Source organism: Burkholderia sp. LAS2 (assembly GCF_018417615.1).
GTDB lineage: Bacteria > Pseudomonadota > Gammaproteobacteria > Burkholderiales > Burkholderiaceae > Burkholderia > Burkholderia sola.
On the sequence record NZ_CP071052.1, the window covers coordinates 3,333,046 to 3,358,870 of the forward strand.

A 25,825-nucleotide genomic window follows, 5' to 3' on the forward strand; every position below is an offset into this window, starting at 1 on the left:
CGCCGCAGCATTCCCACGCGAGGTTACCGCGCACTTAAGGACCAACAATCATGGACGAGCCTTACGTTTCCTTCGTTACGCTTCGCATCGTTCGTAACGGCCAGCTTGCGACAGGACTAACAACGTCCTGCCTGCGCGCGAAGCGACCGCACGCAGGCAGGATTACCGCATGTTACCCGTTCGTCGCCGACGCAGGCGCCGGAGCCGCCGCCTTGTCGTAGTCGACCGGTGCATCCGGTGCGCGCGGCGCTTCGCCGGCGCGCTGGATCCACCCACCGCCGAGTGCGCGGTACAGATCGACCAGGTTCGTCCAGCGCGCCAGGCGCGCGCTGATCAGCGACTGCTGCGCGGAGTACAGATCCGTCTGCGCGGTCAGCACCGACAGATAGCTGTCCACACCGTTCTTGTAACGCAGGTCCGACAGATCGAAGCGACGCTGCTGCGCGTGCTCGTTGCGCTCCAATGCCGCGATCTGCTGATCGTACGTGCCGCGTGCGGCAAGCCCGTCCGACACTTCGCGGAACGCCGACTGGATCGCCTTCTCGTAGTTCGCGATCTCGATGCGCTTCTGCACATGCGCGAGATTCAGGTTCGCGATGTTCTGACCGCCTTCGAAGATCGGCATCGTGATCTGCGGCGCAAACGACCACGCCGCCGTGCCGGCCTTGAACAGACCGCCCAGCGTCGGGCTGCCGGTGCCGAACGCGCCCGTCAGCGAGATCTTCGGGAAGAACGCCGCGCGCGCCGCGCCGATGTTCGCGTTCGCGGCCAGCAGCGTCTGCTCGGCCTGCATCACGTCCGGACGACGCGTCAGCAGATCCGACGGCAACCCGGCCGGCACGTCCGTCAGCAGGTTCTGCGCGTCGAGCGGCATGCCCGCCGGCAGATCGTCCGGCAGCGGCTCGCCGATCAGCAGCACCAGCGCGTTCAGCGCCTGTGCGCGCGCACGTGCCTGCGCCTGCTGGTTCGCGAGCGCCGTCTCGACTACCGTCTGCGCCTGACGCAGCTCGAGCTCGGAGCCCGTGCCGTTGTCGAATTGCAGCTTGGTCAGGTCGTACGACGCCTGCGCGGTCTTCAGCGTGTCCTCCGTGACCTTCAGCAGGTCATCGGTCGACAGCAGCGTCAGGTACTGATCCGCCACCTGCGACACCAGCGAGATCTCCGACGCCTGCCGTGCGTACGACGTCGACAGGTACTGCGCGAGCGCCTGGTCCTTCAGGCTCTGCACGCGACCGAACAGGTCGAGCTCCCACGACGCCGACAGGCCGACGTTGTAGGCGCGCGAGATGTACGGCGCACCGGTCTGCGAAAGACCCTGCGGCACGCGCTGGATGCTGCCCGTGCCCGTCCCGTCGAGCGTCGGGAACAGCCCCGCACGCGTGATCTGGTACTGCGCACGCGCGGCCTCGACGTTCAGCACCGACACGCGCAGGTCGCGGTTGTTTTTCAGCGCGATCTCGATCAGCCGCTGCAGGCGCGGATCGACGAAGAACTCGCGCCAGCCGATGGCAGTCGCCGCCTGGCCGTTCGCGCTGCGCGCGCCGGCCGCGCCCGGCTGCGTCGCGTAGACGCCACCGGCCGGGTACGCCTGCGCGACGGGCGCGTCGGGCCGCGTGTAATGCGGCGCCATCGTGCAGCCCGCGGCAAAGAGCGCGACTGCGATTGCAGTCAAAGCGTGTTTTTGCATCATCACTGTCCCTTGTTGCCTTGGTCGCCGTTGCCCGGCTTCTCTTCGTGGTGCGAGTGCTCCTGAGCCAGGCGCAGCGCCTCGTCGGCATCTTCCTTCTCGCCGCTGAAGATCGCACGGATCTTCACGAAGAACATCGGGATCATGAAGATCGCGAGGAACGTCGCCGTGATCATCCCGCCGATCACGCCCGTACCGATCGCGTGCTGGCTGGCCGAACCCGCGCCGTTGCTGATCGCGAGCGGCATCACGCCGAGAATGAACGCGAGCGACGTCATCAGGATTGGACGCAGCCGCAGGCGCGCCGCTTCCAGCGCGGCCTCGATCGGCCCCATCTTCTCCGTCTGCTGCAGTTCGCGCGCGAACTCGACGATCAGGATCGCGTTCTTCGCGGACAAGCCCACGGTGGTCAGCAGGCCGACCTGGAAGAACACGTCGTTCTCGAGGCCGCGCATCGTGGCCGCGAGCAGCGCACCGATCACGCCGAGCGGCACGACCATGATCACCGAGAACGGAATCGACCAGCTTTCATACAGCGCCGCGAGACACAGGAACACGACGAGAATCGAGATCGCGTACAGGATCGGCGCCTGCGAACCGGACTGGATTTCCTGGAACGACAGGCCCGTCCACGAATAGCCGATACCGACCGGCAGCTTCTTCGCGAGCGTTTCCATCGCGGCCATCGCCTGACCGGTCGACTTGCCCGGTGCGGCCTGGCCCTGGATTTCCATCGCCGACACGCCGTTGTAGCGCTCGAGCTTCGGCGAACCGTACGTCCAGTGACCGGTCGCGAACGCGCTGAACGGCACCATCCCGCCCGACCCGTTGCGCACGTACCAGATGTTCATGTCTTCCGGCGTCATCCGGAACGGCGCGTCGGCCTGCACGTACACCTTCTTGATCCGGCCGTCGGTGTCGAGGAAGTTGTTCACGTACTTCGACGCCCACGCGATCGAGAACGTCTGGTCGATCGCATCCGCCGTCACGCCCAGCGCATTCGCCTTCTCGCGGTCGATGTCGACCTTGTACTGCGGCGTGTCGTTCAGGCCGTTCGGACGGACACCCTGCAGCGTCGGATCCTTCGAAGCCATCCCGAGCAGCTGGTTACGCGCGGCCATCAGCGCGTCGTGGCCGAGACCGGCGTTGTCCGTCAGCTCGAAGTCGAAGCCGGCAGCGGTACCGAGTTCCGGAATCGACGGCGGGTTGAACGGAATCACGAGCGCGTCCTTGTAGCTCCCGTAACGCCCGAACATCCGGCCGATCAGCGCCTGCACCTTCTGGTTCGCATGCTGACGCTGCGAATAGTCCTTCAAGCGGACGAACACGAGACCGGAGTTCTGGCCGCGGCCCGCGAAGCTGAAGCCGTTGACCGTGAACGCCGATTCGACGATTTCCTTCTCGTCCTTCAGCAGGTAGTCGGAAATGTTCGCGAGCGTCTTCGCGGTCGTTTCCTGCGTCGAACCCGACGGCGTCTGCACGATCACGAACATCAGGCCCTGGTCTTCATCGGGCAGGAACGACTTCGGCAGGCGCACGAACAGCAGCCCGACCGCGACGATCACGACCAGATAGATGATGAGCCAGCGGCCCGAGCGCTTGATCACGTGGTGCACGCCGACGTGGTACTTGTCGCGGCTGGTGTTGAACGTGCGGTTGAACCAGCCGAAGAAGCCCTTCTTCTCCTCGTGATGCCCTTGCGGGATCGGCTTGAGGATCGTCGCGCACAGTGCCGGCGTCAGAATCAACGCGACCAGCACCGACAGCACCATCGCCGACACGATCGTCAGCGAGAATTGACGATAGATCGCGCCGACCGACCCGCCGGAAAACGCGACCGGCACGAACACCGCCGACAGCACGAGCGCCACGCCGACGAGTGCGCCGGTGATCTGGCCCATCGCCTTGCGGGTCGCCTCCTTCGGCGACAGCCCTTCTTCGGCCATCACGCGCTCGACGTTCTCGACCACCACGATCGCATCGTCGACCAGCAGGCCGATCGCGAGCACGAGGCCGAACATCGACAGCGTGTTGATCGAGAAGCCGACCATCGACATGATCGCGAACGTACCGAGCAGCACGACCGGCACCGCGATCGTCGGGATGATCGTCGCCCGCAGGTTCTGCAGGAACAGATACATCACGAGGAACACGAGCACGATACCTTCGAGCAGCGTCTTGACCACTTCCTCGATCGACAGCTTCACGAACGGCGTCGTGTCGTACGGATACTTGACGACGAGGCCGTGCGGGAAGAACGGTGCGAGCTCGTCGATCTTCGCGCGCACGGCCTTCGCGGTCGCGAGCGCGTTCGCGTTGGTCGCGAGCTGGATACCGAGTGCCGCGGTCGGCTGACCGTTGTACTTCGTGTCGAAGTTGTAGTTTTCGCCGCCGAGGCCGATCTGCGCGACGTCCTTCAGGCGAACCTGCGAGCCGTCCTGGTTGACCTTCAGCAGGATGTTGCCGAACTGCTCGGGCGTCTGCAGCAGCGTCGATTCGGTGATCGTCGCCTGCAGCACGGTGCCGGGCTTGGCCGGCGTGCCGCCGATCTGGCCGCCCGCGATCTGCACGTTCTGCGCGGTGATCGCCGAGCTGACGTCGACCGGCGTGAGGCCGTAGTTGGTCAGGCGGTTCGGATCGAGCCAGATCCGCATCGCGTACTGCGAGCCGAACAGCGTGACGGTACCGACGCCGTTCAGCCGGCTGATCGGATCCTTCACGTGCGACGCCACGAAGTTCGCGAGGTCGTACTTGTTCATGCTGCCGTCTTCGGAGTTGAAGGCGAGCACCAGCAGGAAGCTGCTGCTCGACTTCGTGACCGACAGACCGAGCTGCTGCACGACCTGCGGCAGAACCGGCGTCGCGAGCGACAGCTTGTTCTGCACCTGGACCTGCGCAATGTCGGCGTTGGTGCCCGGCGCGAAGGTCAGCGTGATCGTTGCGTTGCCCGAGTCGTCACTCGTCGACGACATGTACAGGAAGTTGTCGAGACCGCTCATCTGCTGCTCGATCACCTGCGTCACCGTGTCTTCCACCGTCTTCGCGGAAGCGCCCGGGTAGTTCGCGGTGATCTGGATCGATGGCGGCGCGATCGTCGGATACTGCGAGATCGGCAGCGTGAAGATCGCCGCAACCCCGGCCAGCATCAGGATGATGGCGATCACCCACGCGAAGATCGGGCGATCGATAAAAAACTTTGCCATGAAACAGGCTCCCTGTTATTTCGCGCTCGAGGCAGCGGCAGCACTCGCCGGCGCGGCGCCCGATGCGGCGGCACCGGAAGCGGCAGCGGCGCCGGACCCGGCGGCGGCCGGCGCGGCGGGGGCAGCAGCACCCGAGGCGGCATCGGCCGCCGGAGCGAGCTGCGCGGGGACCGTCTTCACGGTCGCGCCCGGGCGCACCTTGTCGACGCCTTGCACGATCACGTGATCTCCTGCCTGCAGACCGCCTTCGACGACCCAGTTCGGGCCTTGCATGCCGGTGGTCTTCAGCGGACGCGGCTCGACCTTGTTGCTGGCGTTCACCACCATCGCGATCGCCTGGCCCTTCTGGTCATGCGTGACGCCGATCTGCGGCACCAGGAACGCGTTCTCGTTCACGCCTTCCTCGATCCGTGCGCGCACGAACATCCCCGGCAGCAGCACGCGGCCGGGGTTCGGGAACACCGCGCGGATCGTCACCGAGCCGGTGGTCTGGTCGACCGTCACGTCCGAGAACTGCAGCTTGCCGGCTTCCGAATAGGTCTTGCCGTCTTCGAGGATCAGCGACACCTTCGCCGCGCCCGGGCCGCTCGTCTTCAGGCGGCCGCTCTGCACGTCCTGACGCAGCTTCAGCCCTTCGAGGCTCGACTGCGTGAGGTCGACGTACACCGGATCGAGCTGCTGCACCGTCGACATCAGCGTCGCCTGGCTCGCCTGCACGTATGCGCCCGGCGTCACCTGCGAGATGCCGACGCGGCCGCTGATCGGCGACACGACGTCCGTATAGCCGAGGTTGATCTGCGCGGTGTCGACCGCCGCCTTGCCGGCCGCGACGTCCGCCGCGGCCTGGCCTTGCGTGGCGACCGCGTTGTCGTAGTCCTGCTTGCTGACCGCGTTCGCCGCGACCAGCACCTTGTAGCGCGCGACCAGCGCGTTCTGCGTGACGAGGTTCGCCTGCGCCTTCGCGAGCGTCGCCTTCGCGCTGTTCAGCGCGGCGATGTACGGCGCCGGATCGATCTTGTAGAGACGCTGACCGGCCTTGACGTCGGTGCCTTCGGTGAATTCGCGGCGCAGCACGATGCCGTCGACCCGCGCGCGGACCTGCGCGACGAGGAATGCACTGGTGCGGCCCGGCAGGTCGGTGAAGACCGGTACGGCTTGCGGCTGGACGGTGACGACGCCGACTTCCGGCGTTTGCGGCGGCGGTGCCGATTCTTTTTTCCCGCACGCGGCCAGGAAAACGGCGGCCGTCGCGACAGTGATTAAGCGGTATGGAACCCGTTCGACGCGCATGGAGCGACCTCTGTGTATAACCAATGGAATAAGTGCCGCGCCCGAGCGGAGCGCAACACGGATGCGCCTCGCGGCGCTGATCGAACACCTGAATTACTGGACTGCTAGAGACTGCTGGATACAGCAAGTCGGCACGAGACCTCCGTGCCGACGGGACGCCGCGAACTGCGGACAAGTACTAGGGCGGGAATCAGCAGAGTGGGATATTAACTGATTGCCACTTGGGTCATTCGATCGTAGGGTGGTATTGTATATACATTCACGAATGTATGTAAAAAGCCCGTTTGTACGCCGCCGGCTGTCCAGTCTTACGAATTGTTACCGGAAGCAAGCATAGCCCGTCTGCATGACGGCGACGAGGGGTGGCGACCCTCTATTCACCGACGATCGATCCAATCAGGCCTGCACATGGTCAGACGTACCAAGGAGGAGGCGCTCGAGACGCGCAATCGCATTCTCGACGCCGCCGAACACGTGTTCTTCGAGAAAGGCGTGTCGCACACGTCGCTCGCGGACATCGCCCAGCACGCCGGCGTGACGCGCGGCGCGATCTACTGGCATTTCGCGAACAAGAGCGAACTGTTCGATGCGATGTTCAACCGCGTGCTCCTGCCGATCGACGAACTGAAGCGGATGCCGCTCGACGCGCCGGGCGGCAATCCGCTCGATAAGGTGCGCCAGATCCTGATCTGGTGCCTGCTCGGCGTGCAGCGCGACCCGCAGCTGCGGCGCGTGTTCAGCATCATGTTCATGAAGTGCGAATACGTCGCGGACATGGAGCCGCTGCTCCAGCGCAACCGCGCGGGGATGAGCGAGGCGCTGCACATGATCGACGCCGATCTCGCGGTGGCCGTGGGGCTCAAGCTGCTGCCCGAGCGGCTCGACACGTGGCGCGCGGCGCTGATGCTGCACACGCTCGTCAGCGGCTTCGTGCGCGACATGCTGATGCTGCCCGACGAGATCGACGCCGAGCAGCATGCGGAAGAGCTCGTCGACGGCTGCTTCGACATGCTGCGCTACAGCCCGGCGATGCTGAAGGACGGCGACTGACCGCGCGGCGCGTCGCACGCTCCGTCGCCGCGCGGGGTCAGGCCGCCTTCGCGCGCCGCGCGCGGGCCCGCCGGTTCGACGCGGCCACCGAATCGCGCGCCGGCATCGGCGCGCCGGCCAGTCCCGCGATCCACGCGTCGGTCGACATCACCGCCGCGAAATTCGACTGGAACACCACCCCGTACGCGCGGTGAATCTCTTCGGCGCTCACCGCGCCCGCTTCGTTCTCGTAGGGCAGCGTGCCCGTCGCGTCGTCCAGGTACTCGACCTTCAGCCCCGCATGCGCCGCCTGATAGACCGTCGACGCATTGCAGTTGTGCGTCATGTAGCCGGCCACCGCGAGCGTGTCGATCCCGTGCGCGTCGAGCCACGCGGCGAGATCGGTGCCGGCGAACGAGCTTGCCTGCGCCTTCTCGATCCGATGCGCGTACGGCCGGCTCGCGACCACCGCGTGCAGCGCGACGCCGTCGCTGCCGGGCGCGAAAATCGGCGCGCCCGCCGGCGCGACGTGCTGCACCACGATCACCGGCACGCCGGCCGCGTGCGCGGCGTCGATCGCACGGCCGATGTTCGCGAGCGACACGTCGAGCGGCGGATATTCGATCGGCAGGTTGCCCGTCACGTATTCGTTCTGCACGTCGATCACGATCAGCGCGCGGCGGTGGGCGGGACGGGAAGCGGAATGCGAGGCGGCATTCGACATGGCGAGCTCCTGGTCGGGAGGCGCTGCCCCGCCCCGGAGCGGGGCGGCCAGCAGTGCGATGCGATGCATTGTCGGGCCGCATGGCGTGCGTCGATAGTGGCCCGATAGCCATTCTTCGATAAAATCGGGCCATCGCCGTTCCGGAGTCCGCCATGCCCGCCGTCGCCTCGTCCCCGTCCGCTCCGACCGTCGTCGCCGTGATCGCGTACGACGGCATCAGCCCGTTCCATCTGTCGGTGCCATCGGTCGTGTTCGGCAAGGAACGCGACGCGGCCGTGTCGCCCGTGTTCGAATTCCGCGTCTGCTCGGCCGAGCGCGGCCCGCTCGCGACCACGGGCGGCTTCACGATCACCGCGCCGTACGGGCTCGACGCGCTCGACGATGCGGACATCGTCATCGTGCCCTCGTGGCGCGACCCGGACGAAACGCCGCCCGACGCGCTGCTCGATGCGGTGCGCGCGGTCGCCGCGCGCGGCGCCGAGCTCGTCGGCCTGTGCCTCGGCGCGTACGTGCTCGCCGCGGCGGGGCTGCTCGACGGCCGCCCGGCCACCACGCACTGGGCGTGGGCCGACGATTTCGCGCAGCGCTTTCCGCGCGTGCGACTCGATCCCGACGTGCTGTACGTAGGCGACGGCAATCTGATGACGTCGGCCGGCACGGCGGCAGGCCTCGACTGCTGCCTGCACGTCGTGCGGCGACGCTTCGGCTCGGACGCCGCGAACCGGATCGCGCGCCGCCTCGTGATCCCGCCGCACCGCCAGGGCGGCCAGGCTCAGTACGTGCCGCAACCGGTCGCCGCGCACCCGCGCGATGCGCGGCTCGCGGGCCTGCTCGATTGGGTGCGCGCCCATCTCGACGCCGCGCATAGCGTCGATTCGCTCGCCGAACGCGTGCTGATGAGTCGGCGCACGTTCACGCGTCACTTCCGCCAGGCGACGGGCACGACCGTCACCGCGTGGCTGCAGGCCGAGCGGCTCGCGCGCGCGCAGCATCTGCTCGAAACCACCGGACAATCGATCGACGCGATCGCGCAGGCGGCCGGCTACGGCTCGAGCGTGTCGCTGCGCCAGCGTTTCGCGGGCGCGCTCGGCACGTCGCCGTCTGCATATCGAAGGGAATTTCGCGGCGCCGGCGCCGGTAACGACGCGGGACGGTGATACGCGCCGTGCGGGCGCGACGCAGGCCGTGACGCGGAACCGGGCGACCGCTCAGCCGCCGTTGAACCAGCGTGCCGCGTAAAGCAGCAGCGCGACGAACACGATCATCGCCGCCCAGGCCCACACGGGCACCGTGCCGGAATCGCGATGCCGGAGCGCGCTCGCCGCCCGCCCGCTCAGCGTACCGCCGAGATGCGGCGGCAGCGAACGCTTCGTCGCGGCCATCAGCGATGCCGGCCGCAGAAAGACATGCTGGCGTCGCTGCGCGGCGGCGCTCGCGCGATTCGGCGCGAGGCCGTGCTTCGCCTGCACGACCGCGCAGAACTCGCGGAAGAACGCGTCGGTCCATTCGCGCAGCGCATTGTCGATCTGCCGCCCCGGCAACTCCGCGAGCGGCCCGCTCGCCGTCGCCCAGACCACGTACTCGATGCGCGTGGCGGTCGCATCGTCATCCGGCATCAGCACGAGCTCGACCTGGCCGCGCAGCGCGCCGAGGCCGTCGGCCCGCGCCTTGAAGTTGAGCACGCGGCGCGGCTGCCCTTCCGCGTCGCCCTGTTCGGCGGCCGCATGCGCGCGCACGTCGTAGCGGGCGCGCAGCGGGCCCAGCGGCACCGTGATCGTCAGCGCGAACTCGCCGTGCGCGAGTTTCACGAACGATTCGCAATGATCGAAGCTCGCACGCAGCAGCGCGAGATCCTCCAGCGCTTCCCGCACGACAGGCGGCGCGAGCGGTACGCGTAACGTGTCGTTCAATTCCATGACGCCTCCCCGATGAACGCGCGCCGCATCAGGACGTCTCGACGAGACTGTCGACCCGTGCGACATCGAAGGCGACGTAGTGCGCGAGCACGGCGGCCGCCTCCTTCGGTTCTTCGTAACTCCATGCGGCGTTCTCGATCACGCCGTCTTCCGTCTGCAAGTCGAAATGCACGGCCTGCCCCCTGAACGGGCAGGCGGTCGTGACGCCCGATTTCACGAGCCGGCGCATGTTGACGTCGCTGCGCGGCAGGTAGTGGATGTCCGGGAGCCCCGCTTCACGCACGGTCAGCGCGCCGTGCGAATCGGCATAGGTGATGCCGCGATGGATCACGCGCACGCGATGACGGTTCGGCACGATTTCGAGTCGGGGGTCGGCTGCATCGGACATCGTTTCTCCTTCGGGCGGCCGCCAGGCCGGGCAGGAAACGAAAAAGCCACGGCACGCATGCCGTGGCTTTCATTATGGGCGAAACTTCGTCCGATTGCGCGTCCCGGGCCCGGGCCGCGCGCGGGCGGCTACTGCGCACTCCACTGGAACGCGGCTTTCGCGCCGCCCTTCGCGCCGACCGTGACGGCGCGCGATTCGTCGCTGCCCTGGTACGACGCATGCACCGTATAGCGCCCCGGCGGCAGCTTCACCAGCATGTACGGCCCGCGCGCGTCGGTCGCCAGCACCTCGGTGCCCTTGCCGTCGACGATCCGGACATGGACGTCGGCCAGGAACTCGCCGCCCTTGCCGGTGAAGCGCAGCGCCAGCGGCCATGACGCCTCGTTACTCTGGAATGCCGTCGACTGGTCCTTGCCGATACCGCCCGACACATAGCTGATATCGCCTTGCTGGCTCGCGGCGGGCAGACCGTCCGACTGCGCGTACGCGCCGGTCGCACCGGCCGCGAGGCCGGCGGTCAGCGCCGCGGCGACGGCAAATCGGGACACGTTGCGTAGATGTTGCATGGCTCTCTCCTTGGGGTCGGAACACATACGGGGCGCAGCGTCACGCGATCGAGCGGCGGCGGCGCCCGCCGCGGCCGGCCGGGCCGGCCGTCGGCCGTGGCCGGTCAGCTCAGGTCGACCGGCACGAAGATCTGTGCATTGTCGCGCTGGATCAACAGAGCAAGACTGTTGCCCGCGCCCTTCACCGCGTCGCGCAACTGCTCGGGGCTCGTGACCGGGCGGCCGTTCACCGCGAGGATCACGTCGCCGGGCTGGATGCCCGCGTTGGCGGCCGGCCCGCCGGCCTGCTGCACGATCAGCCCGTGCGACAGGTTGTCGGCGTTGCGCTCCTGCGGCGACAGCGGCCGCACCGCGACACCCAGACGACCCTGCTCGACCGGCCCGCCGTCGTTCGACGCGAGCTTCGCATCGGCCATCGCGCCGAGCGTCACGCTGATCGACTTCTTCGACTTGTCGCGCCAGATCTGCAACTCGGCCTTCGAACCCGGCTTCAGGTTCGCGATCTGCGCGGGCAGCGACGTCGAATCGGCGACCGGCGAGCCGTTGACCGACAGGATCACGTCGCCCGGCTGCAGGCCGGCCTTCGCGGCCGGACCGTTGGCGTCGACCGAGCTGACGAGCGCACCGTCCGGCTTCGGCAGCCCGAACGAGCTCGCGAGCGTCTGGTTCAGCCCCTGCACGGCCACGCCGAGACGGCCGCGGCTCACGTGGCCCGTCTTCACGAGCTCGTCCTTCACCTTGATCGCCTCGTTGATCGGGATCGCGAACGACAGGCCCTGGAAGCCGCCCGTCTGCGAGTAGATCATCGAGTTGATGCCGATCACCTCGCCTTGCAGGTTGAACAGCGGGCCGCCCGAGTTGCCCGGGTTCACCGGCACGTCGGTCTGGATGAACGGCGTGTAGTTCTCGTCCGGCAGCGCGCGCGACTTCGCGCTGATGATGCCCGACGTGACCGTGTTGTCGAAGCCGTACGGCGAGCCGATCGCGACGACCCACTGGCCGACCTTGCTCTGCGCCGGATCGCCGATCTTCACGGTCGGCAGGCCGCTCGCGTCGATCTTCAGCACGGCGACGTCGGACTGCTTGTCGGAGCCGACGACCTTCGCCTTGTATTCGCGCTTGTCGGTCAGCTTGACCGTGACGACGTTCGCGCCGTCGATCACGTGCGCATTGGTGAGGATGTACCCGTCGGCGCTGACGATGAAGCCCGACCCGAGGCTCGCGCTCGGCTGGTCGTCCGGCTGCGCGTCGCCGCCCATGCCCGGCACCTGGCCGTAGAAGTGCTTGAAGAACTGGTAGAACGGGTCGCTCGGATCGATCGGCAGTTGCGGCTGCGGCGCGCGCCGCGACACCTGCTTCACGACATGCTTCGCGCTGATGTTCACGACCGCCGGGCCGTAGGTCTCGACGAGCCCGGAGAAATCGGGGATGCCGGTCTTGGCGGCGGCTTCGGCCGGCATCATGGCGGCCTGCGCGGGCGTGATGATCTGCGGATCGGCGCGGCGGGTACCGGCGAAATAGCCTGCCGACAGGGCGGCCGCCACGGCGACCGCGACGGTGCCGCGTGCAAGGAATCGGGTGTTCATCGTAGGACCTCCTCGTTGTTAGGACGCAGCGTAACGACCCTGACTTAAAGGAGGCTTAATCAGCCTTAAGCGGGGCTTAAGCGACCTCCGGCGCCGGGCCGGCCCCGCGTCCCTTCAGGCGGATTCGGAAGGCTGCGGCGCCTGGGCCGGCATCTCGGCATCGCGGAACACGACGCTGACGAGCAGGCCGCCCGCGGCCGCATCGCCGAGCGACACCGTCGCGCCCTGCTGCGCGGCCACGCGCTTGACGATCGCGAGCCCGAGCCCGCTGCCCGACACGTCGGTGCGCGCGCGCGCCGTGCTGTCGCGATAGAAGCGGTCGAACACGCGCTCGCGCTCGTCGGCCGGAATGCCCGGCCCGCTGTCGGCGATCTGCACGCACGCGCGGCCGGCCGCGTCGCGCGTCAGCGACACGTCGATGCGGCCGCCGTCCGGCGTGTACTTCACCGCGTTGTCGAGCAGGTTGCCGAACATCACGCGCAGCGCGCCGACGTCCGCGACGACGCTCGCCGCGCGCGTTTCCTCGAAGCCGAGATCGATGTCGTGCCGCTGCGCGAGCGGCGCATGCGCGGCCACGCATTCGGCGAGCAGCGCCTGCAGGTCGACCGGTTCGCGCATCGTCGCACCGTCCGGCTCGGCGCGGGCGAGCGCGAGCAGTTGCTCGGTGAGGCGCGTCGCGCGCGACACGCCGTCCTGGAGATCCGCGATCGCCTCGCGGCGCGATGCATCGTCCTTCGCGCGCGCGACGAGCTGCGCCTGGATCTGCACGGCCGCGAGCGGCGTGCGCAATTCGTGCGCGGCGTCGGCGACGAACGCCTTCTGCGTGTCGAGCGCCGACGACAATCGCGCGAGCAGCCCGTTCAGCGCCCGCACGAGCGGCTGCACCTCGAGCGGCAGCCGGCCGTCGGGCAGCGGATCGAGCGCTTCCGGCCGGCGCGCCTCGACCGCGCGCGTCACGCGGCCGAGCGGCGCGAGCCCGCGCCCGACGATCCCCCACACGGCCGCGCCGAGGAACGGCAGCAGCACGATCAGCGGCCACAGCGTGCGCAGCGCGACGTTCGCCGCGAGCCGGTTGCGCACCGACAGCGGCTGCGCGAGCTGCACGACGTTGTCGCCGACGATCGCGCCGTACACGCGCCATTCGCCGCGATCGGTGCGCTCGGTCGAGAAGCCGAGCTCCGCGCGCGGCGCGATCGGCGCGCGCGGATGCGAGAAGTACATCAGCACGCCGTTGCGGTTCCAGATCTGGATCACGATGCCTTCGTCGCCGTTGGTGCGCGAGCCGAACACCTGCGAAAACGGCTCGGACGGCAGCGCCGCGGCGATTTCCTGCAGCTGGTAGTCGAACAGTTCGTTCGCCTCGGCGAGCGCCTGCCGGTAGATGAGCCAGCCCGCCATGCCCACGCCCGCGACCACGATCGCGAGCAGCCAGATCAGCAATTGATGACGAATCGACCGCACGCGTCAGCTTTCCTTGACGACCATGTAGCCGAGCCCGCGCACGTTGCGGATCAGGTCCGAGCCGAGCTTCTTGCGCAGCGCGTGGATGTAGACCTCGACCGTGTTGCTGCCGATCTCCTCGCCCCAGCCGTACATCTTCTCCTCGAGCTGACTCTTCGACAGCACCGCGCCCGGCCGCGCGAGCAGCGCCTCGAGCAGCGCGAACTCGCGCGCGGACAGCGCGACGGGCGCGCCGTCGAGCGTCACCTGGTGCGCGGCCGGATCGAGCGTCAGCGCACCGTGGCGGATCAGCGACTCGCTGCGCCCGGCCTGGCGGCGGATCAGCGCGCGCATCCGCGCGCCGAGCTCGTCGAGATCGAACGGCTTGACGAGGTAGTCGTCGGCGCCCGCGTCGAGCCCCTTCACGCGATCGGCGACCGCGTCGCGCGCGGTGACGATCAGCACCGGCAGCGCCAGCCCGCGCCCGCGCAGCGTGCGCAGCACGTCGATGCCGTCGCGCTTCGGCAGCCCGAGATCGAGCAGCAGCAGATCGTACGTCTCGCCGCCGAGCGCCGTCAGCGCGGCGTCGCCGTCCTGCACCCAGTCGACCGCAAAGCCGTCCGAGCGCAGCGCCTTGCGCACGCCTTCGGCAATCATTCGATCATCTTCGACAAGCAGAATCCGCATCGGGCCACGCATCCATGGGGCGAGTCAAACACGGCGACCATTGTAGCGCCGCGAATCGCGTGCGCGGCACCCTGCAATGCAACAGTAAGGCGGATTGCAAGGGGCGTGCCGCGACTTGTCTCTACAATGTGCGCTTCGGCGCCCCGCGCGCCCTGCCCGAGCCCCCGCTTTTCCCGTATTCGCCCATGCCGATTTCCGATCTTTCCGCCCGGTTCGCCCCTCGCGCCCGCGTCTGCCTGCGGGCGGCCGCCGTCGTCGCCACCTGCACCGCGCTCGCGTTCGCGCCGCCCGCGCAGGCCCGCAAGAAATCCCACAAGGAAGCGCGCAAGAGCGCCGTCGTGTCGCCGGCCGCGCGCGCGGCCGGCCTGCCGGCATCGGTGCTCGTCGCGCTGCAGCGCGCGAAGGTGCCGGCATCGGCGATGAGCGTCGTGGTCGAGCGCGTCGGCGATCCGCAACCGCTGATCGCGTGGAATGCGAGCCGGCCAATGCTGCCGGCCTCGACGATGAAGCTCGTGACGACCTTCTCGGGCCTGTCGATCCTCGGCCCCGACTACCGCTGGCGCACGACCGCGTACACGGACGGCACGATCGACCCCGACGGCACGCTGCAGGGCAACCTGTACATCAAGGGCACCGGCGATCCGAAGCTCGTGCCCGAAGAGTTGATCGACCTCGTCGACAAGCTGCGCAAGGCCGGCGTCAAGCGCGTGGCCGGCGGCCTCGTGCTCGACAAGAGCTATTTCGCGGCGTCGACGCGCGACCTGCCGTCATTCGACGACGATGCAAGCGCGCCGTACAACGTCGGCCCCGATCCGCTGCTGTACGCATTCAAGGCCGTGTCGTTCACAGTCACGCCGGGCGACGACGGCAAGGTCGCCGTCGACGTGCTGCCGCCGCTCGCGGACCTGTCGATCGACAACCAGCTCGTCGAAGGCTCGGGCTCGTGCAGCGCGGCCGCCGCGGCCGCGCGCCCGACGCTGACCGCCGGCGGCGGGATCATGACCGCGTCGTTCGCCGGCGACTACCCGCTGCGCTGCGGCGCGCACACGACCAACCTCGCGATCCTCGATCACACGACGTTCTTCGCACGCGGCTTCCTCGCGCTGTGGCAGCAGGACGGCGGCACGATCGCGGGGCCCGTGAGCGAAGGCAAGGTGCCGACCACCGCGCGGCCGCTCGCCGTGCATCACAGCCCGGTGCTCGGCAGCATCGTCTACGACATCAACAAGTTCAGCAACAACGTGATGGCGCGCAACCTGTTCCTGACGATCGGCGCGGTCAGCGGCAAGCCGCCCGCGACGCCCGAGCAGTCGAGCCGCGCGATCCAGGCGTTCCTGCAGAAGAACGGCATCGCGATGCCCGATCTCGTGCTCGAGAACGGCTCGGGGCTGTCGCGCGAAGAGCACGTGAGCGCGCTGTCGCTCGCCGCGCTGCTGCAGGCCGCGAACGCGAGCCCCGTCGCGCAGGCGTTCGTCGATTCGCTGCCGATCGCCGGCATCGACGGCACGATGAAGAACCGCCTCACCAACGCCGGCGTGCTCGGCAACGCGCACATCAAGACCGGCACGCTGCGCGACGTGCGCGCGATCGCCGGCTACGTCGCCGGCGCGGACGGCCAGAGCTACGTCGTCGTCAGCTTCATCAACGACGATCGCGCGGAAGGCGCACGCGCCGCGCACGACACGCTGCTCGAGTGGATCTACGCGGGCGCGCACTGACGCTCCGCGCACCGCGCATCGGGCCGTCGTGACAACGCGGCCCGCGCTCCCGCTGCTCCGCGTCGCCCGCGAAATTTCGCGCTGCGCGGTTTGAAACGCCGCCGCCACCCTCGTGCAACGCGCTGTGCGCACGCCATGCCCGCAAAACGGGGCCGCACCGCCCGGCCCCGTGCAGTACGGATTCCGTAGAAACCCTGTCCTCAGAGGGAACCCTCTACGCTGCCCCCTCGCCTAGCGCGTGGCGATTGCGTAGGCTGTTGGCCTGACCGATATCTACAACGGGCCACACGCCCGGCCTCATGGCTTGCAGGGGAACGAAGGAGACACTCGCCCATGCGATTCGACGTCGAATTGCTTCTGCTCGCGCTGGCGCCCGTCTTCCTGCTCTGCATCGCGTGGGAGGCCTGGCACCTCGCCCGCACCCGTGCGCACGACCGCATCTATGCGTGGCGCGACACGCTGTGCAACGCGGCGCTCGCGCTGATGCACCAGGGCGCCGACAAGCTCGCATGGCTGTTCGTGATTCCCGTCTATGCGTACTGCTACCGGCACTATCGTCTTTACACGTGGCACGACGGCTGGCTGTCGTTCGCGGTGCTGTTCGTCGCGCAGGACTTCCTCTACTACGTGTTCCATCGCGCGAGTCATCGCGTGCGCTGGCTGTGGGCCGCGCACGTCGTGCACCACTCGTCCGAGCGGATGAATTTCTCGACCGCGTTCCGCCAGAGCCTGATGTACCCGGTCTCGGGCATGTGGCTGTTCTGGCTGCCGCTCGCGTTCGCCGGCTTTCCGCCGCAACAGGTCGTCGGCATCGTGCTGATCAACCTCGCGTTCCAGTTCTTCGTGCACACGCAGGCGATCGGCAAGCTCGGCTGGCTCGAATACGTGCTGAACACGCCGTCGATCCACCGCGCGCACCATGCGCGCAACGCGCGCTACATCGACCGCAATTACGCAGGCGTCCTGGTGATCTGGGATCGCCTGTTCGGCAGCTATGTCGACGAAACGCCCGACGATCCGCCGCAGTACGGAATCGTCGAGCGGCTCGGCTCGAACAACCCGCTCGTCGCGACGTTCCACGAGTGGGTGGCGATGGCGTCCGACGCGTGGCGCGTCGGCGGATGGCGCAACAAGCTGCGCGCGATTTTCGGCCCGCCCGAATGGGCGAGCGCTTATCATGCGCAGATTGCCGAGGCCGCGAACCAGGATCCGCGCACCGTGCCGCCGGCGGCTGCGCACGACCGATAAACCGTTTCAGCCAACGGCCGCCGCGCAGCCCGGAACCGAGCAGGCACGCGGCAGATGAGAAACACATCAGGGCCATATCTACGAGGAGATAGAACGATGCAGACACAACAACACGCACTTTCCCGCACGCGTGGGCGCATGCTGCGCACCGCGCAGGTCGCGATCGCCGGCGCCGCGCTCGCGCTGCTCGCCGCATGCGGCGGCGGCGACGACAACAACGGCAGCAGCGCGTCGACCACGCCGCCGTCGGGCGTGAAGATGCAAATCGTGTCGTTCGGCGACAGCCTGTCCGACGTCGGCACCTACTCGCAAATCAAGCTCGGCTTCGGCGGCGGCCGCTTCACGACCAACCCGGGCCAGGTGTGGACGCAGAACGTCGCGCAGTACTACGGCGACACGCTGCAGCCCGCCAACCAGGGCGGCTTCGGCATCCCGCTGCAGGCCACCGGCGGCCTCGGCTACGCGCAGGGCGGCTCGCGCGTGACGCTGCAGCCGGGCATCGGCCATGCGGACGCGAGCGTGCCGAACCCCGACTACGCGCAGGCGACCACCACGCCGATCGCCGATCAGGTCAAGCAGTACCTGACGCAGCACGGCAGCTTCAACGCCGGCCAGATCGTGCTGATCAACGGCGGCGCGAACGACATCTTCTACCAGGCCCAGGTCGCGCAGGCGCAAGGCAATACGCCGGCCGCGCAGCTCGCGGCGGCGCAGGCGATCGGCCTGGCCGCGCAGCAGCTCGGCGGAATCGTCCAGCAGATCGTCGCGGCAGGGGCCACGCACGTGTTCGTCGCGAACGTGCCGGACATCGGCGGCACGCCGCTCGCGCTGCAGGGCGGCACGCAGGCCGCGTTCACGCAACTGTCGGGCCTCTTCAACCAGACGCTGGCCGGCACGCTGGCCGCGCTGAAGGTCGACACCACGAAGGTCGCGGTGGTCGATTCGTTCACGTGGCAGGACGGCATCGCGGCCAACTACCAGGCGAACGGCTTCAGCGTGAAGAACACCGATACGGCCTGCAACCTGAAGGCGATGGTCCAGGCCGCGACGCAGTACGGCGTCGCGAACGCGACCGCGTTCGGCTCGTCGCTGTTCTGCTCGCCGCAGACCTACACGGTCGCGAACGCGGACCAGACCTACATGTTCGCCGACACGGTCCACCCGACCACGCGCCTGCATGCGCTGTTCGCGCAGTACGTCGAACAGCAGATCGCGAAATCCGGCGTCGGCAAGTAAGCCGCCGGCCACGCGCCCAAGCGAAAACGCCTGACCGGTTCGCGCCGGTCAGGCGTTTTTTCATTCTCGAGCGGAAGGCGAAGGCTGCGTCAGTCGCGCGCTTCGAACGCGGCCGCCGCGCGGCCGAGACGATCGTTGACCGCGATCCATTCGACGGTCTCGGGCAGCTTCTCGACGAGGATGCGCGCGACCTGCGCGCGGTCGAGCGCCCTCAGCATCCCGTACAGGTCGCGCGCATAGGCCTGCGGATCTTCCGGCGCCGCGATGAAATGCACGCCGTCGGCCTGCGCCCAGTGCGCTGCCCGCGATGCGCGCGCGACGAGCGCGACGCGCTCGCCGTCGGTTTGCGCGGCCGCGAGCAGCGGCTCGAGCGCGTCGAACGGCAGCAGCGCGAGCGGCGTGCGCGGCGCGTAATGCGCTTTCAGCGTGCCCGACGCGCGCGGCGCCGTCGCATCGCTGCCGTCCGGCAGCCTCGGTGCGCGGCCGAGCACGTCGGCGATCTGTTGCGGCGTCACGTGGCCCGGGCGCAGCAGCGCCGGGAAGCCGCGCGACAGGTCGAGAATCGTCGACTCGATGCCGACTTCGGACGCGCCGCCGTCGAGCACGTGCACGGTATCGCCGAACTCGTCGCGCACGTGCTGCGCGGTCGTCGGACTCACGTGGCCGAACCGGTTCGCGGACGGCGCGGCCACGCCGCCATGGCCGCCGCGCCGCGCGCTGAACGCGGCCAGCAGCGCCTGCGCGACCGGATGCGACGGACAGCGCAGCCCGACCGAATCCTGCCCGCCGCTCACGGCATCGGGAATGCGCGCATGGCGCTTCAGGATCAGCGTGAGCGGGCCCGGCCAGAATGCATCGATCAACGCGTGCGCGTCGGCCGGCAGGTCGTCGGCCCAATAGCCCGGGTCGCCGCCGGGCGGCAGATGCACGATCACCGGATGGTTCGCGGGCCGCCCCTTCGCCGCATAGATGCGCGCGACGGCCTCGGGGTTCGCCGCGTCGCCGCCGAGCCCGTAGACGGTCTCGGTCGGAAACGCGACGAGCTGGCCCGCGTCGAGCAGCGCCGCGGCCGCGTCGATCTGCGCGGGCGTCACGTGCTTCGGGAGATCGATGGACATCGGCCCGCGCCTCAGTCGAGCGGCACGCGCAGCAGGTGCGCGCACGCGGTGGCGGCGGCGACGGCTTCGTCGCGCGTCTCGGCCGTGAAGTTCACGTGGCCCATCTTGCGGCCGACGCGCGCTTCTTCCTTGCCGTACAGATGCAGGTGCGCGGCCGGCATCGCGGCGACCGTGTCCCACGGCGGCGTGACGGCGTCGGCCGCCGCACCATTGGGAAACCACACGTCGCCGAGGATGTTCAGCATCGCGGCTGGCGAATGCTGGCGCGGATTGCCGAGCGGCATGCGCGTCATCGCGCGCACCTGCTGCTCGAACTGGCTCGTTGCGCACGCATCGACCGTGTAGTGGCCGGAGTTGTGCGGGCGCGGCGCCATTTCGTTCGCGACGAACGAGCCGTCCTCCAGCACGAAGAATTCGACGCACAGCACGCCGACGTAGCCGAGCGTATCGGCGATCCGCACGGCCGCCTGCTGCGCCTCTTCGACGCGCGCGGCGTCGGCCGCCGGCGCCGGCACGACCGTCAGCGCGAGAATGCCGTTGTGATGCACGTTCTGCGCGAGCGGGAACGCGGCCGAGCGGCCGTCGGCGCCGCGCGCGATCAGCGCCGACACTTCGTATTTCAGCGGCAGGCGCTTCTCCAGCACGCACGGCACGCCGCCGAGCGCGGCATGCGCGTTGCGCGCTTCCTGCGCGGTGGCGACACGCACCTGGCCCTTGCCGTCGTAGCCGAGGCGGGCCGTCTTCAGGATGCCCGGCAGCACCGCGTCGAGCGCCGCATCGTCGAGCGCGATGAGCGCCGCCGCCGATTCGATCACGACGTGCGGCGCGACCGGCACGCCCGACGCCTCGATGAATCGCTTCTCCGCGATCCGGTCCTGCGCGACCGCGACGCAGCGGCCGGCCGGTGCGACGAACGTCGTGCGCGCGAGGAAATCGAGGCTCGCGGCCGGCACGTTCTCGAACTCCGTCGATACGGCGTCGCACAGGTCCGCCAGTTCGGCGAGCGCGGCTTCGTCGTCGTACGCCGCGCGCAGGTGGCGATCGGCGACCGCGCCGGCGGGGCTCGTCGGATCGGGATCGAGCACGGCGACGCGATAGCCCATCGACTGGGCGGCAAAGCAGAACATGCGGCCGAGCTGGCCGCCGCCGACCATGCCCAGCCACGCGCCGGGCAGGATCGGGGAAACGGAATCAGGAGTTGCGGTCATGTCAGTGGTCGGTCGCGGCGGAACGCGGAAAGGCCCGCCGCAGTAGGAAAATCCGGCGCCGGCCGCATCGTGCGGCCGCGCGCCATGCCGTCATTCCAGCGGCGGCAGCACCATCGCGTGCGCGGCTTCGTTCTGGCGCACGCGGAACGCGGCGAGCCGGTTCGCGTAGTCGACCGAGTTCCCGGACAGGATCGACACCGCGAACAGCGCGGCATTCGCGGCGCCGGCCTCGCCGATCGCGAACGTCGCGACCGGCACGCCCTTCGGCATCTGCACGATCGAGTGCAGCGAATCGACGCCCTTCAGGTATTTGCTCGCGACCGGCACGCCGAGCACGGGCACCGTGGTTTTCGCGGCGAGCATGCCGGGCAGGTGTGCGGCGCCGCCGGCGCCCGCGATGATCGCGCGGAGCCCGCGCTCGCGCGCCTTCTCCGCATAGTCGAACATCTCGTCGGGCATCCGGTGCGCGGACACGACCTTCGCTTCGTACGGCACGCCGAATTCCTGCAGGATGGCGACCGCGTGCTTCATCACGTCCCAGTCGGAACTCGAACCCATCAGCACGCCGATCAGCGGCGCGCTGTGCGTGTGGGCGGTCTGGACTTCACTCATTCTCTTATCTTCCTCGATCAGGCGAGCGACTGGCCCGTGATGCGCTCGAGCGCTTCCTGGTACTTCGCGGCCGTCTTCTCGACGACGTCGGCCGGCAGCGCCGGCGCCGGCGCCGTCTTGCCCCACGGCTGCGCCTCGAGCCAGTCGCGCACGAACTGCTTGTCGAACGACGGCGGGTTCGTGCCGACTTCGTACTGGTCGGCCGGCCAGAAGCGCGACGAATCGGCGGTCAGCACTTCGTCCATCAGATACAGCTTGCCGTGGTTGTCGAGGCCGAATTCGAACTTCGTGTCGGCGATGATGATGCCGCGCGTCGCCGCGTAGTCGGCCGCTTCCTTGTACAGGCGGATCGAGATGTCGCGGATCGTCGCGGCCAGCTCGGTGCCGATGCGGCGCTCGGTTTCCTCGAACGTGATGTTCTCGTCGTGCTCGCCCATCTCGGCCTTCGCGGCCGGCGTGAAGATCGGCTCGGGCAGCTTCTGCGCGTTCTGCAGGCCTTCCGGCAGCTGCACGCCGCACACGGCGCCCGACGCCTGGTATTCCTTCCAGCCGCTGCCGGCCAGGTAGCCGCGCACGACCGCTTCGATCATGATCGGCTCGAGGCGCTTGACGACCACGCCGCGGCCCTTCACCTGCTCGACCTCGTCGGCCGCGACGACCGCTTCCGGCGCGTCGCCCGTCAGGTGGTTCGGCACGATGTGCGCGAGCTTGTCGAACCAGAAGTTCGCCATCTGGTTCAGCACGCGGCCCTTGTTCGGAATCGGCTCGCCCATCACCACGTCGAAGGCCGACAGGCGATCGGTCGTGACGATCAGGAGCTTGTCGTTGCCGACCGCGTAGTTATCGCGAACCTTGCCGCGACCGAGAAGCGGCAGCGAGCGGAGCGTGGATTCGTAAAGGGTAGACATCGTCTTTTCGCAGATAAGGAGCCAAACAAAAAGGGAAACGCCGTTCCCCGCGGCAGGCGGGAACGGCGGTCTTGCAATACGTCGGCGAACCGGCGGGCGCAGCGCCCGGGCGGCTGCCGGCCGGCCCTTGTTCGGCCGGACGGAACGGCTGCCGGGGCCGGATCAAATCCGGCCGAACGGGCAGCCAGCCCATGCCCGGCGGCAGAACCGGGCGGGGCAATCGTACTACAGTCTCAGCGCACGACCTGTGCGAGCGCGCCCGACTTGTACTGCTCGGCGATCTTGTCGAGCGACACCGGCTTGATCTTGCCGGCCTGGCCTTCGCAGCCGAACGCGAGGTAACGGTCGACGCACACCTGCTTCGCGGCTTCGCGCGCGGGCTTCAGGTAGTCGCGCGGATCGAACTTGCCCGGGTTCTCGAACAGGTAGCGGCGGATCGCGCCGGTGATCGCGAGACGCAGGTCGGTGTCGATGTTGATCTTGCGCACGCCGTGCTTGATGCCTTCCTGGATTTCCTCGACCGGCACGCCGTAGGTTTCCTTCATGTCGCCGCCGAATTCGCGGATCTCGGCCAGCAGTTCCTGCGGCACCGACGACGAACCGTGCATCACCAGGTGCGTGTTCGGAATGCGTGCGTGGATTTCCTTGATGCGCTGGATCGACAGGATGTCGCCCGTCGGCTTCTTCGAGAACTTGTACGCGCCGTGCGACGTGCCGATCGCGATCGCGAGCGCGTCGCACTGCGTGAGCTTCACGAAGTCGGCGGCCTGCTCCGGATCGGTCAGCAACTGCTCGCGGGTCATCGTGCCTTCCGCGCCGTGGCCGTCTTCCTTGTCGCCCTTCATCGTCTCGAGCGAGCCGAGCACGCCGAGTTCGGCTTCGACCGTCACGCCGATCGAGTGCGCCATCTCGACGACCTTGCGCGACACGTCGACGTTGTACTCGTACGACGCGACCGTCTTGCCGTCGGCTTCGAGCGAACCGTCCATCATCACGCTCGTGAAGCCGCTGCGGATCGCGGCCGTGCAGACCGCCGGCGACTGGCCGTGATCCTGGTGCATCACGACCGGGATGTGCGGATACGATTCGACCGCTGCTTCGATCAGGTGGCGCAGGAACGGCTCGCCCGCGTACTTACGCGCGCCGGCCGATGCCTGCATGATCACGGGCGCGCCGACCTGATCCGCCGCCGCCATGATCGCCTGGACCTGCTCCAGGTTGTTCACGTTGAAGGCCGGCAGGCCGTAACCGTGCTCTGCCGCGTGGTCCAGCAATTGACGCATTGATACGAGAGGCATTGTGGAACTCCTTGGAATGAAAACCGGTGCGCCCTGACGCCGGCGCGGCGCTCACTCCCCTCTGAACCGGGACGGCGCGGCGCGGCTGAGCGTCGAATAGCCGCATTTTATCGCGAAGCGCCTCCGATTCCGACCGCCCGGTGGCGCCCGCTCGCAATTTGTTACGTTCGCACGGCACAATCGGGCCAAAAAGGAGAAAAAAAGCCGCGCGGGGCTTCGGACCCCGCGCGGCCTGCGCGCAAAAAAACGGTGCCGGATCAATTGCAGCCGATCCGGGCCGCCGGTCTGCCGGCCGGCGCGATGCGGTTCAGCCGGCGCTCAATAGTGCTCGCCGACCCGCACGATCTTCAGCGTGTTGGTGCCGCCCGCCTGCCCCATCGGCTCGCCGACGGTCAGCACGACCATGTCGCCGTGCTGCACGTAGCCCTGCTTGACGACGATCTCGAGCGCGGCCTGCAGCGCCGAATCGCGGTCGCTGTTGAAGTCGACGTGCAGCGGCGTCACGTTGCGGTACAGCGCCATCGTGCGCTCGCTGCCGACGCGCGGCGTCAGCGCGAAGATCGGCACGTGCGTGTAGTGACGCGACATCCACAGCGCGGTCGCGCCCGATTCGGTCAGCGCGATGATCGCCTTCGCGCCCAGGTGGTACGCGGTGAACAGCGCGCCCATCGCGATCGACTGGTCGATCCGCGTGAACGTGCGGTCGAGGAAGTCCTTGTCCAGCTCGACTTCTTCCGACTTTTCCGCCTCGACGCACACGGCCGCCATCGTCTCGATCGTGACGACCGGATACTTGCCGGCAGCCGTCTCGGCCGACAGCATCACCGCGTCGGTGCCGTCGAGCACCGCGTTCGCGACGTCCGACACTTCCGCGCGGGTCGGCACCGGCGCGTAGATCATCGATTCCATCATCTGCGTCGCGGTGATCACGAGCTTGTTCGACTCGCGCGCCATCCGGATCATCCGCTTCTGCAGCGCCGGCACGGCCGCGTTGCCCACTTCGACCGCGAGGTCGCCGCGCGCGACCATGATGCCGTCGGACGCGTCGAGGATGCTCTGCAGCGCCGGAATCGCCTCCGCGCGTTCGATCTTCGCGATCATCTTCGGCTTGATGCCGTACGGCGCGCCCGCGATGTTCGCGAGCTGGCGCGCCATTTCCATGTCGGTCGCGTTCTTCGGGAACGACACCGCGACGAGGTCCGCGCCGAGCGACATCGCGGTGCGGATGTCCTCCATGTCCTTCGCGGTCAGCGCCGGCGCCGACAGGCCGCCGCCCTGGCGGTTGATCCCCTTGTTGTTCGACAGCTCGCCGCCCACCTTGACGATCGTGTGGATCTCGTCGCCGAGCACGCGCTCGACGGTCAGCACGATCAGGCCGTCGTTCAGCAGCAGCAGGTCGCCCGGCTTCAGATCGCGCGGCAGCTCCTTGTAGTCGAGGCCGACGCGCTCGTCGTTGCCGAGTTCGCAGCCCGCATCGAGGATGAACGGCTGCCCCGGCACGAGCGTGGTCTTGCCGTTCTCGAACTTGCCGACGCGGATCTTCGGGCCCTGGAGGTCGGCCATGATCGCGATCTCGCGGCCAACCTTGCGGGCGGCCTCGCGCACCATTTCGGCGCGCTGGCGGTGATCGTCGGCCGTGCCGTGCGAAAAATTGAGCCGCACGACGTCGAGGCCCGCCTGCATCATCTGCAGCAGAATCTCCGGCGAACTGGATGCCGGGCCGATCGTGGCGACTATCTTGGTGGCGCGCTGCATGAAACTCCTCATCTGGATCAAGGTGGATGCGCTGGGTGAAACGCTGCGAGAGCCGGAACCGGCAGGCCCAGCGGCCGCCGTTCCGGGGGGCGTGCCGGTGCTGGCGCCCGGCATCGCTTTGTTCTGAATCTCGTGGTGCTGCACGGCCGCGTCGCCGGCGGCCGCCGGTGCGCGCGGGGCGGTGTTCGCCCGCGCGGGCGCGCGTGTG

Annotated in this window: 22 protein-coding genes; 6 read left to right on the forward strand and 16 right to left on the reverse strand. The window is 68.4% G+C overall.

Translation table 11 applies throughout. From position 1 onward, the window contains the following. Positions 1-172: 172 nt before the first annotated feature. From JYG37_RS15475 to JYG37_RS15485, 3 genes are read right to left on the reverse strand one after another with little or no spacing between them, the layout of a single operon-like run. On the reverse strand, positions 173-1,690 hold the full coding sequence (locus JYG37_RS15475; RefSeq protein WP_176016111.1) for an efflux transporter outer membrane subunit: 1,518 nt from the start codon (positions 1,688-1,690) through the stop codon (positions 173-175). Beyond that, the gene (bpeB, locus tag JYG37_RS15480) at positions 1,690-4,890 is read right to left on the reverse strand and encodes an efflux RND transporter permease BpeB (RefSeq protein ID WP_060734073.1); all 3,201 of its coding nucleotides are present in this window, start codon (positions 4,888-4,890) and stop codon (positions 1,690-1,692) included. The genes JYG37_RS15475 and bpeB overlap by 1 nt, the downstream gene beginning before the upstream one ends. Positions 4,891-4,905: 15 nt before the next feature. Next, the gene (locus JYG37_RS15485; RefSeq protein WP_089488777.1) at positions 4,906-6,180 is read right to left on the reverse strand and encodes an efflux RND transporter periplasmic adaptor subunit; all 1,275 of its coding nucleotides are present in this window, start codon (positions 6,178-6,180) and stop codon (positions 4,906-4,908) included. A gap of 408 nt (positions 6,181-6,588) precedes the next feature. Here JYG37_RS15485 and JYG37_RS15490 point away from each other — a divergent pair, with 408 nt between their 5' ends. Then, positions 6,589-7,230: a TetR family transcriptional regulator gene (locus JYG37_RS15490; RefSeq protein WP_176016112.1), complete on the forward strand. Its 642-nt coding sequence runs from the start codon at positions 6,589-6,591 to the stop codon at positions 7,228-7,230. 37 nt (positions 7,231-7,267) lie between these two features. Here the strand turns inward: JYG37_RS15490 and JYG37_RS15495 are convergent, their stop codons facing one another. Then, positions 7,268-7,933 carry a cysteine hydrolase family protein gene (locus JYG37_RS15495; RefSeq protein WP_176016113.1) on the reverse strand — a complete coding sequence of 222 codons (666 nt, stop codon included), beginning with the start codon at positions 7,931-7,933 and terminating at the stop codon, positions 7,268-7,270. A gap of 152 nt (positions 7,934-8,085) precedes the next feature. Between JYG37_RS15495 and JYG37_RS15500 the strand changes: the two genes are divergently transcribed. Next, a complete protein-coding gene (locus JYG37_RS15500) occupies positions 8,086-9,090 on the forward strand; it encodes a helix-turn-helix domain-containing protein (protein WP_209928301.1) in 1,005 nt (334 codons plus the stop codon). A gap of 51 nt (positions 9,091-9,141) precedes the next feature. Here JYG37_RS15500 and JYG37_RS15505 read toward each other — a convergent pair whose 3' ends face one another. From JYG37_RS15505 to JYG37_RS15530, 6 genes are all read right to left on the reverse strand, one after another. Beyond that, positions 9,142-9,849 carry an SRPBCC family protein gene (locus JYG37_RS15505; protein WP_050014527.1) on the reverse strand — a complete coding sequence of 236 codons (708 nt, stop codon included), beginning with the start codon at positions 9,847-9,849 and terminating at the stop codon, positions 9,142-9,144. 28 nt (positions 9,850-9,877) lie between these two features. After that, on the reverse strand, positions 9,878-10,237 hold the full coding sequence (locus tag JYG37_RS15510; RefSeq protein ID WP_050014528.1) for a DUF427 domain-containing protein: 360 nt from the start codon (positions 10,235-10,237) through the stop codon (positions 9,878-9,880). A gap of 128 nt (positions 10,238-10,365) precedes the next feature. Continuing rightward, positions 10,366-10,803: a carboxypeptidase-like regulatory domain-containing protein gene (locus JYG37_RS15515; RefSeq protein ID WP_089488778.1), complete on the reverse strand. Its 438-nt coding sequence runs from the start codon at positions 10,801-10,803 to the stop codon at positions 10,366-10,368. Positions 10,804-10,907: 104 nt separating this feature from the next. Beyond that, entirely contained in the window at positions 10,908-12,389 is a 1,482-nt protein-coding gene (locus tag JYG37_RS15520) for a DegQ family serine endoprotease (RefSeq protein WP_089488779.1), read from the reverse strand. Between the two features lie 114 nt (positions 12,390-12,503). Beyond that, positions 12,504-13,850, reverse strand: coding sequence for an ATP-binding protein (locus JYG37_RS15525; RefSeq protein WP_050014534.1), 1,347 nt, complete (start codon positions 13,848-13,850; stop codon positions 12,504-12,506). Positions 13,851-13,853: 3 nt separating this feature from the next. Beyond that, a complete protein-coding gene (locus JYG37_RS15530; protein WP_050014536.1) occupies positions 13,854-14,516 on the reverse strand; it encodes a response regulator in 663 nt (220 codons plus the stop codon). Positions 14,517-14,701: 185 nt separating this feature from the next. Here JYG37_RS15530 and dacB point away from each other — a divergent pair, with 185 nt between their 5' ends. The 3 genes from dacB to JYG37_RS15545 all read left to right on the forward strand — a co-directional run bounded on the left by dacB (position 14,702) and on the right by JYG37_RS15545 (position 18,718). Continuing rightward, positions 14,702-16,234 carry a D-alanyl-D-alanine carboxypeptidase/D-alanyl-D-alanine endopeptidase gene (gene dacB, locus JYG37_RS15535; protein ID WP_050014537.1) on the forward strand — a complete coding sequence of 511 codons (1,533 nt, stop codon included), beginning with the start codon at positions 14,702-14,704 and terminating at the stop codon, positions 16,232-16,234. 333 nt (positions 16,235-16,567) lie between these two features. Further along, complete coding sequence (locus JYG37_RS15540; RefSeq protein WP_050014538.1) at positions 16,568-17,482, forward strand: sterol desaturase family protein; 915 nt, start codon at positions 16,568-16,570, stop codon at positions 17,480-17,482. 96 nt (positions 17,483-17,578) lie between these two features. Further along, positions 17,579-18,718: an SGNH/GDSL hydrolase family protein gene (locus JYG37_RS15545; RefSeq protein ID WP_050014540.1), complete on the forward strand. Its 1,140-nt coding sequence runs from the start codon at positions 17,579-17,581 to the stop codon at positions 18,716-18,718. An 89-nt stretch (positions 18,719-18,807) separates the two neighbouring features. On the opposite strand, the gene JYG37_RS15550 is transcribed toward JYG37_RS15545, so the two are convergent. The 6 genes from JYG37_RS15550 to pyk all read right to left on the reverse strand — a co-directional run bounded on the left by JYG37_RS15550 (position 18,808) and on the right by pyk (position 25,617). After that, positions 18,808-19,836, reverse strand: coding sequence for an L-threonylcarbamoyladenylate synthase (locus JYG37_RS15550; protein WP_050014541.1), 1,029 nt, complete (start codon positions 19,834-19,836; stop codon positions 18,808-18,810). 11 nt (positions 19,837-19,847) lie between these two features. Then, positions 19,848-21,044, reverse strand: a complete 1,197-nt coding sequence (locus JYG37_RS15555; RefSeq protein ID WP_213345568.1) for a 5-(carboxyamino)imidazole ribonucleotide synthase — start codon at positions 21,042-21,044, stop codon at positions 19,848-19,850. Between the two features lie 90 nt (positions 21,045-21,134). After that, the gene (gene purE / locus JYG37_RS15560; protein WP_050014544.1) at positions 21,135-21,656 is read right to left on the reverse strand and encodes a 5-(carboxyamino)imidazole ribonucleotide mutase; all 522 of its coding nucleotides are present in this window, start codon (positions 21,654-21,656) and stop codon (positions 21,135-21,137) included. A 17-nt stretch (positions 21,657-21,673) separates the two neighbouring features. Continuing rightward, the gene (locus JYG37_RS15565; protein WP_027785305.1) at positions 21,674-22,564 is read right to left on the reverse strand and encodes a phosphoribosylaminoimidazolesuccinocarboxamide synthase; all 891 of its coding nucleotides are present in this window, start codon (positions 22,562-22,564) and stop codon (positions 21,674-21,676) included. A 233-nt stretch (positions 22,565-22,797) separates the two neighbouring features. Beyond that, the gene (fba, locus tag JYG37_RS15570) at positions 22,798-23,862 is read right to left on the reverse strand and encodes a class II fructose-bisphosphate aldolase (RefSeq protein ID WP_050014549.1); all 1,065 of its coding nucleotides are present in this window, start codon (positions 23,860-23,862) and stop codon (positions 22,798-22,800) included. Positions 23,863-24,180: 318 nt separating this feature from the next. Further along, positions 24,181-25,617, reverse strand: coding sequence for a pyruvate kinase (pyk, locus tag JYG37_RS15575; RefSeq protein WP_050014704.1), 1,437 nt, complete (start codon positions 25,615-25,617; stop codon positions 24,181-24,183). Here pyk and JYG37_RS34990 point away from each other — a divergent pair. Beyond that, on the forward strand, positions 25,616-25,744 hold the full coding sequence (locus JYG37_RS34990) for a hypothetical protein (protein WP_256975618.1): 129 nt from the start codon (positions 25,616-25,618) through the stop codon (positions 25,742-25,744). The two genes, pyk and JYG37_RS34990, sit on opposite strands and share 2 nt — an antisense overlap. The last annotated feature ends 81 nt before the right edge of the window (positions 25,745-25,825 follow it).

Bases quoted from the DNA above. Each gene is read 5' to 3' on its own strand.
- purE (WP_050014544.1), bottom strand. From the start codon at position 21,656: ATGAGTGAAGTCCAGACCGCCCACACGCACAGCGCGCCGCTGATCGGC.
- JYG37_RS15565 (WP_027785305.1), bottom strand. From the start codon at position 22,564: ATGTCTACCCTTTACGAATCCACGCTCCGCTCGCTGCCGCTTCTCGGT.
- bpeB (WP_060734073.1), bottom strand. From the start codon at position 4,890: ATGGCAAAGTTTTTTATCGATCGCCCGATCTTCGCGTGGGTGATCGCC.
- pyk (WP_050014704.1), bottom strand. From the start codon at position 25,617: ATGCAGCGCGCCACCAAGATAGTCGCCACGATCGGCCCGGCATCCAGT.
- JYG37_RS15485 (WP_089488777.1), bottom strand. From the start codon at position 6,180: ATGCGCGTCGAACGGGTTCCATACCGCTTAATCACTGTCGCGACGGCC.
- JYG37_RS15545 (WP_050014540.1), top strand. From the start codon at position 17,579: ATGCAGACACAACAACACGCACTTTCCCGCACGCGTGGGCGCATGCTG.
- JYG37_RS34990 (WP_256975618.1), top strand. From the start codon at position 25,616: ATGAAACTCCTCATCTGGATCAAGGTGGATGCGCTGGGTGAAACGCTG.
- fba (WP_050014549.1), bottom strand. From the start codon at position 23,862: ATGCCTCTCGTATCAATGCGTCAATTGCTGGACCACGCGGCAGAGCAC.
- JYG37_RS15505 (WP_050014527.1), bottom strand. From the start codon at position 9,849: ATGGAATTGAACGACACGTTACGCGTACCGCTCGCGCCGCCTGTCGTG.
- JYG37_RS15500 (WP_209928301.1), top strand. From the start codon at position 8,086: ATGCCCGCCGTCGCCTCGTCCCCGTCCGCTCCGACCGTCGTCGCCGTG.
- dacB (WP_050014537.1), top strand. From the start codon at position 14,702: ATGCCGATTTCCGATCTTTCCGCCCGGTTCGCCCCTCGCGCCCGCGTC.
- JYG37_RS15520 (WP_089488779.1), bottom strand. From the start codon at position 12,389: ATGAACACCCGATTCCTTGCACGCGGCACCGTCGCGGTCGCCGTGGCG.
- JYG37_RS15530 (WP_050014536.1), bottom strand. From the start codon at position 14,516: ATGCGGATTCTGCTTGTCGAAGATGATCGAATGATTGCCGAAGGCGTG.
- JYG37_RS15490 (WP_176016112.1), top strand. From the start codon at position 6,589: ATGGTCAGACGTACCAAGGAGGAGGCGCTCGAGACGCGCAATCGCATT.
- JYG37_RS15475 (WP_176016111.1), bottom strand. From the start codon at position 1,690: ATGATGCAAAAACACGCTTTGACTGCAATCGCAGTCGCGCTCTTTGCC.
- JYG37_RS15510 (WP_050014528.1), bottom strand. From the start codon at position 10,237: ATGTCCGATGCAGCCGACCCCCGACTCGAAATCGTGCCGAACCGTCAT.
- JYG37_RS15495 (WP_176016113.1), bottom strand. From the start codon at position 7,933: ATGTCGAATGCCGCCTCGCATTCCGCTTCCCGTCCCGCCCACCGCCGC.
- JYG37_RS15555 (WP_213345568.1), bottom strand. From the start codon at position 21,044: ATGACCGCAACTCCTGATTCCGTTTCCCCGATCCTGCCCGGCGCGTGG.
- JYG37_RS15515 (WP_089488778.1), bottom strand. From the start codon at position 10,803: ATGCAACATCTACGCAACGTGTCCCGATTTGCCGTCGCCGCGGCGCTG.
- JYG37_RS15540 (WP_050014538.1), top strand. From the start codon at position 16,568: ATGCGATTCGACGTCGAATTGCTTCTGCTCGCGCTGGCGCCCGTCTTC.
- JYG37_RS15550 (WP_050014541.1), bottom strand. From the start codon at position 19,836: ATGTCCATCGATCTCCCGAAGCACGTGACGCCCGCGCAGATCGACGCG.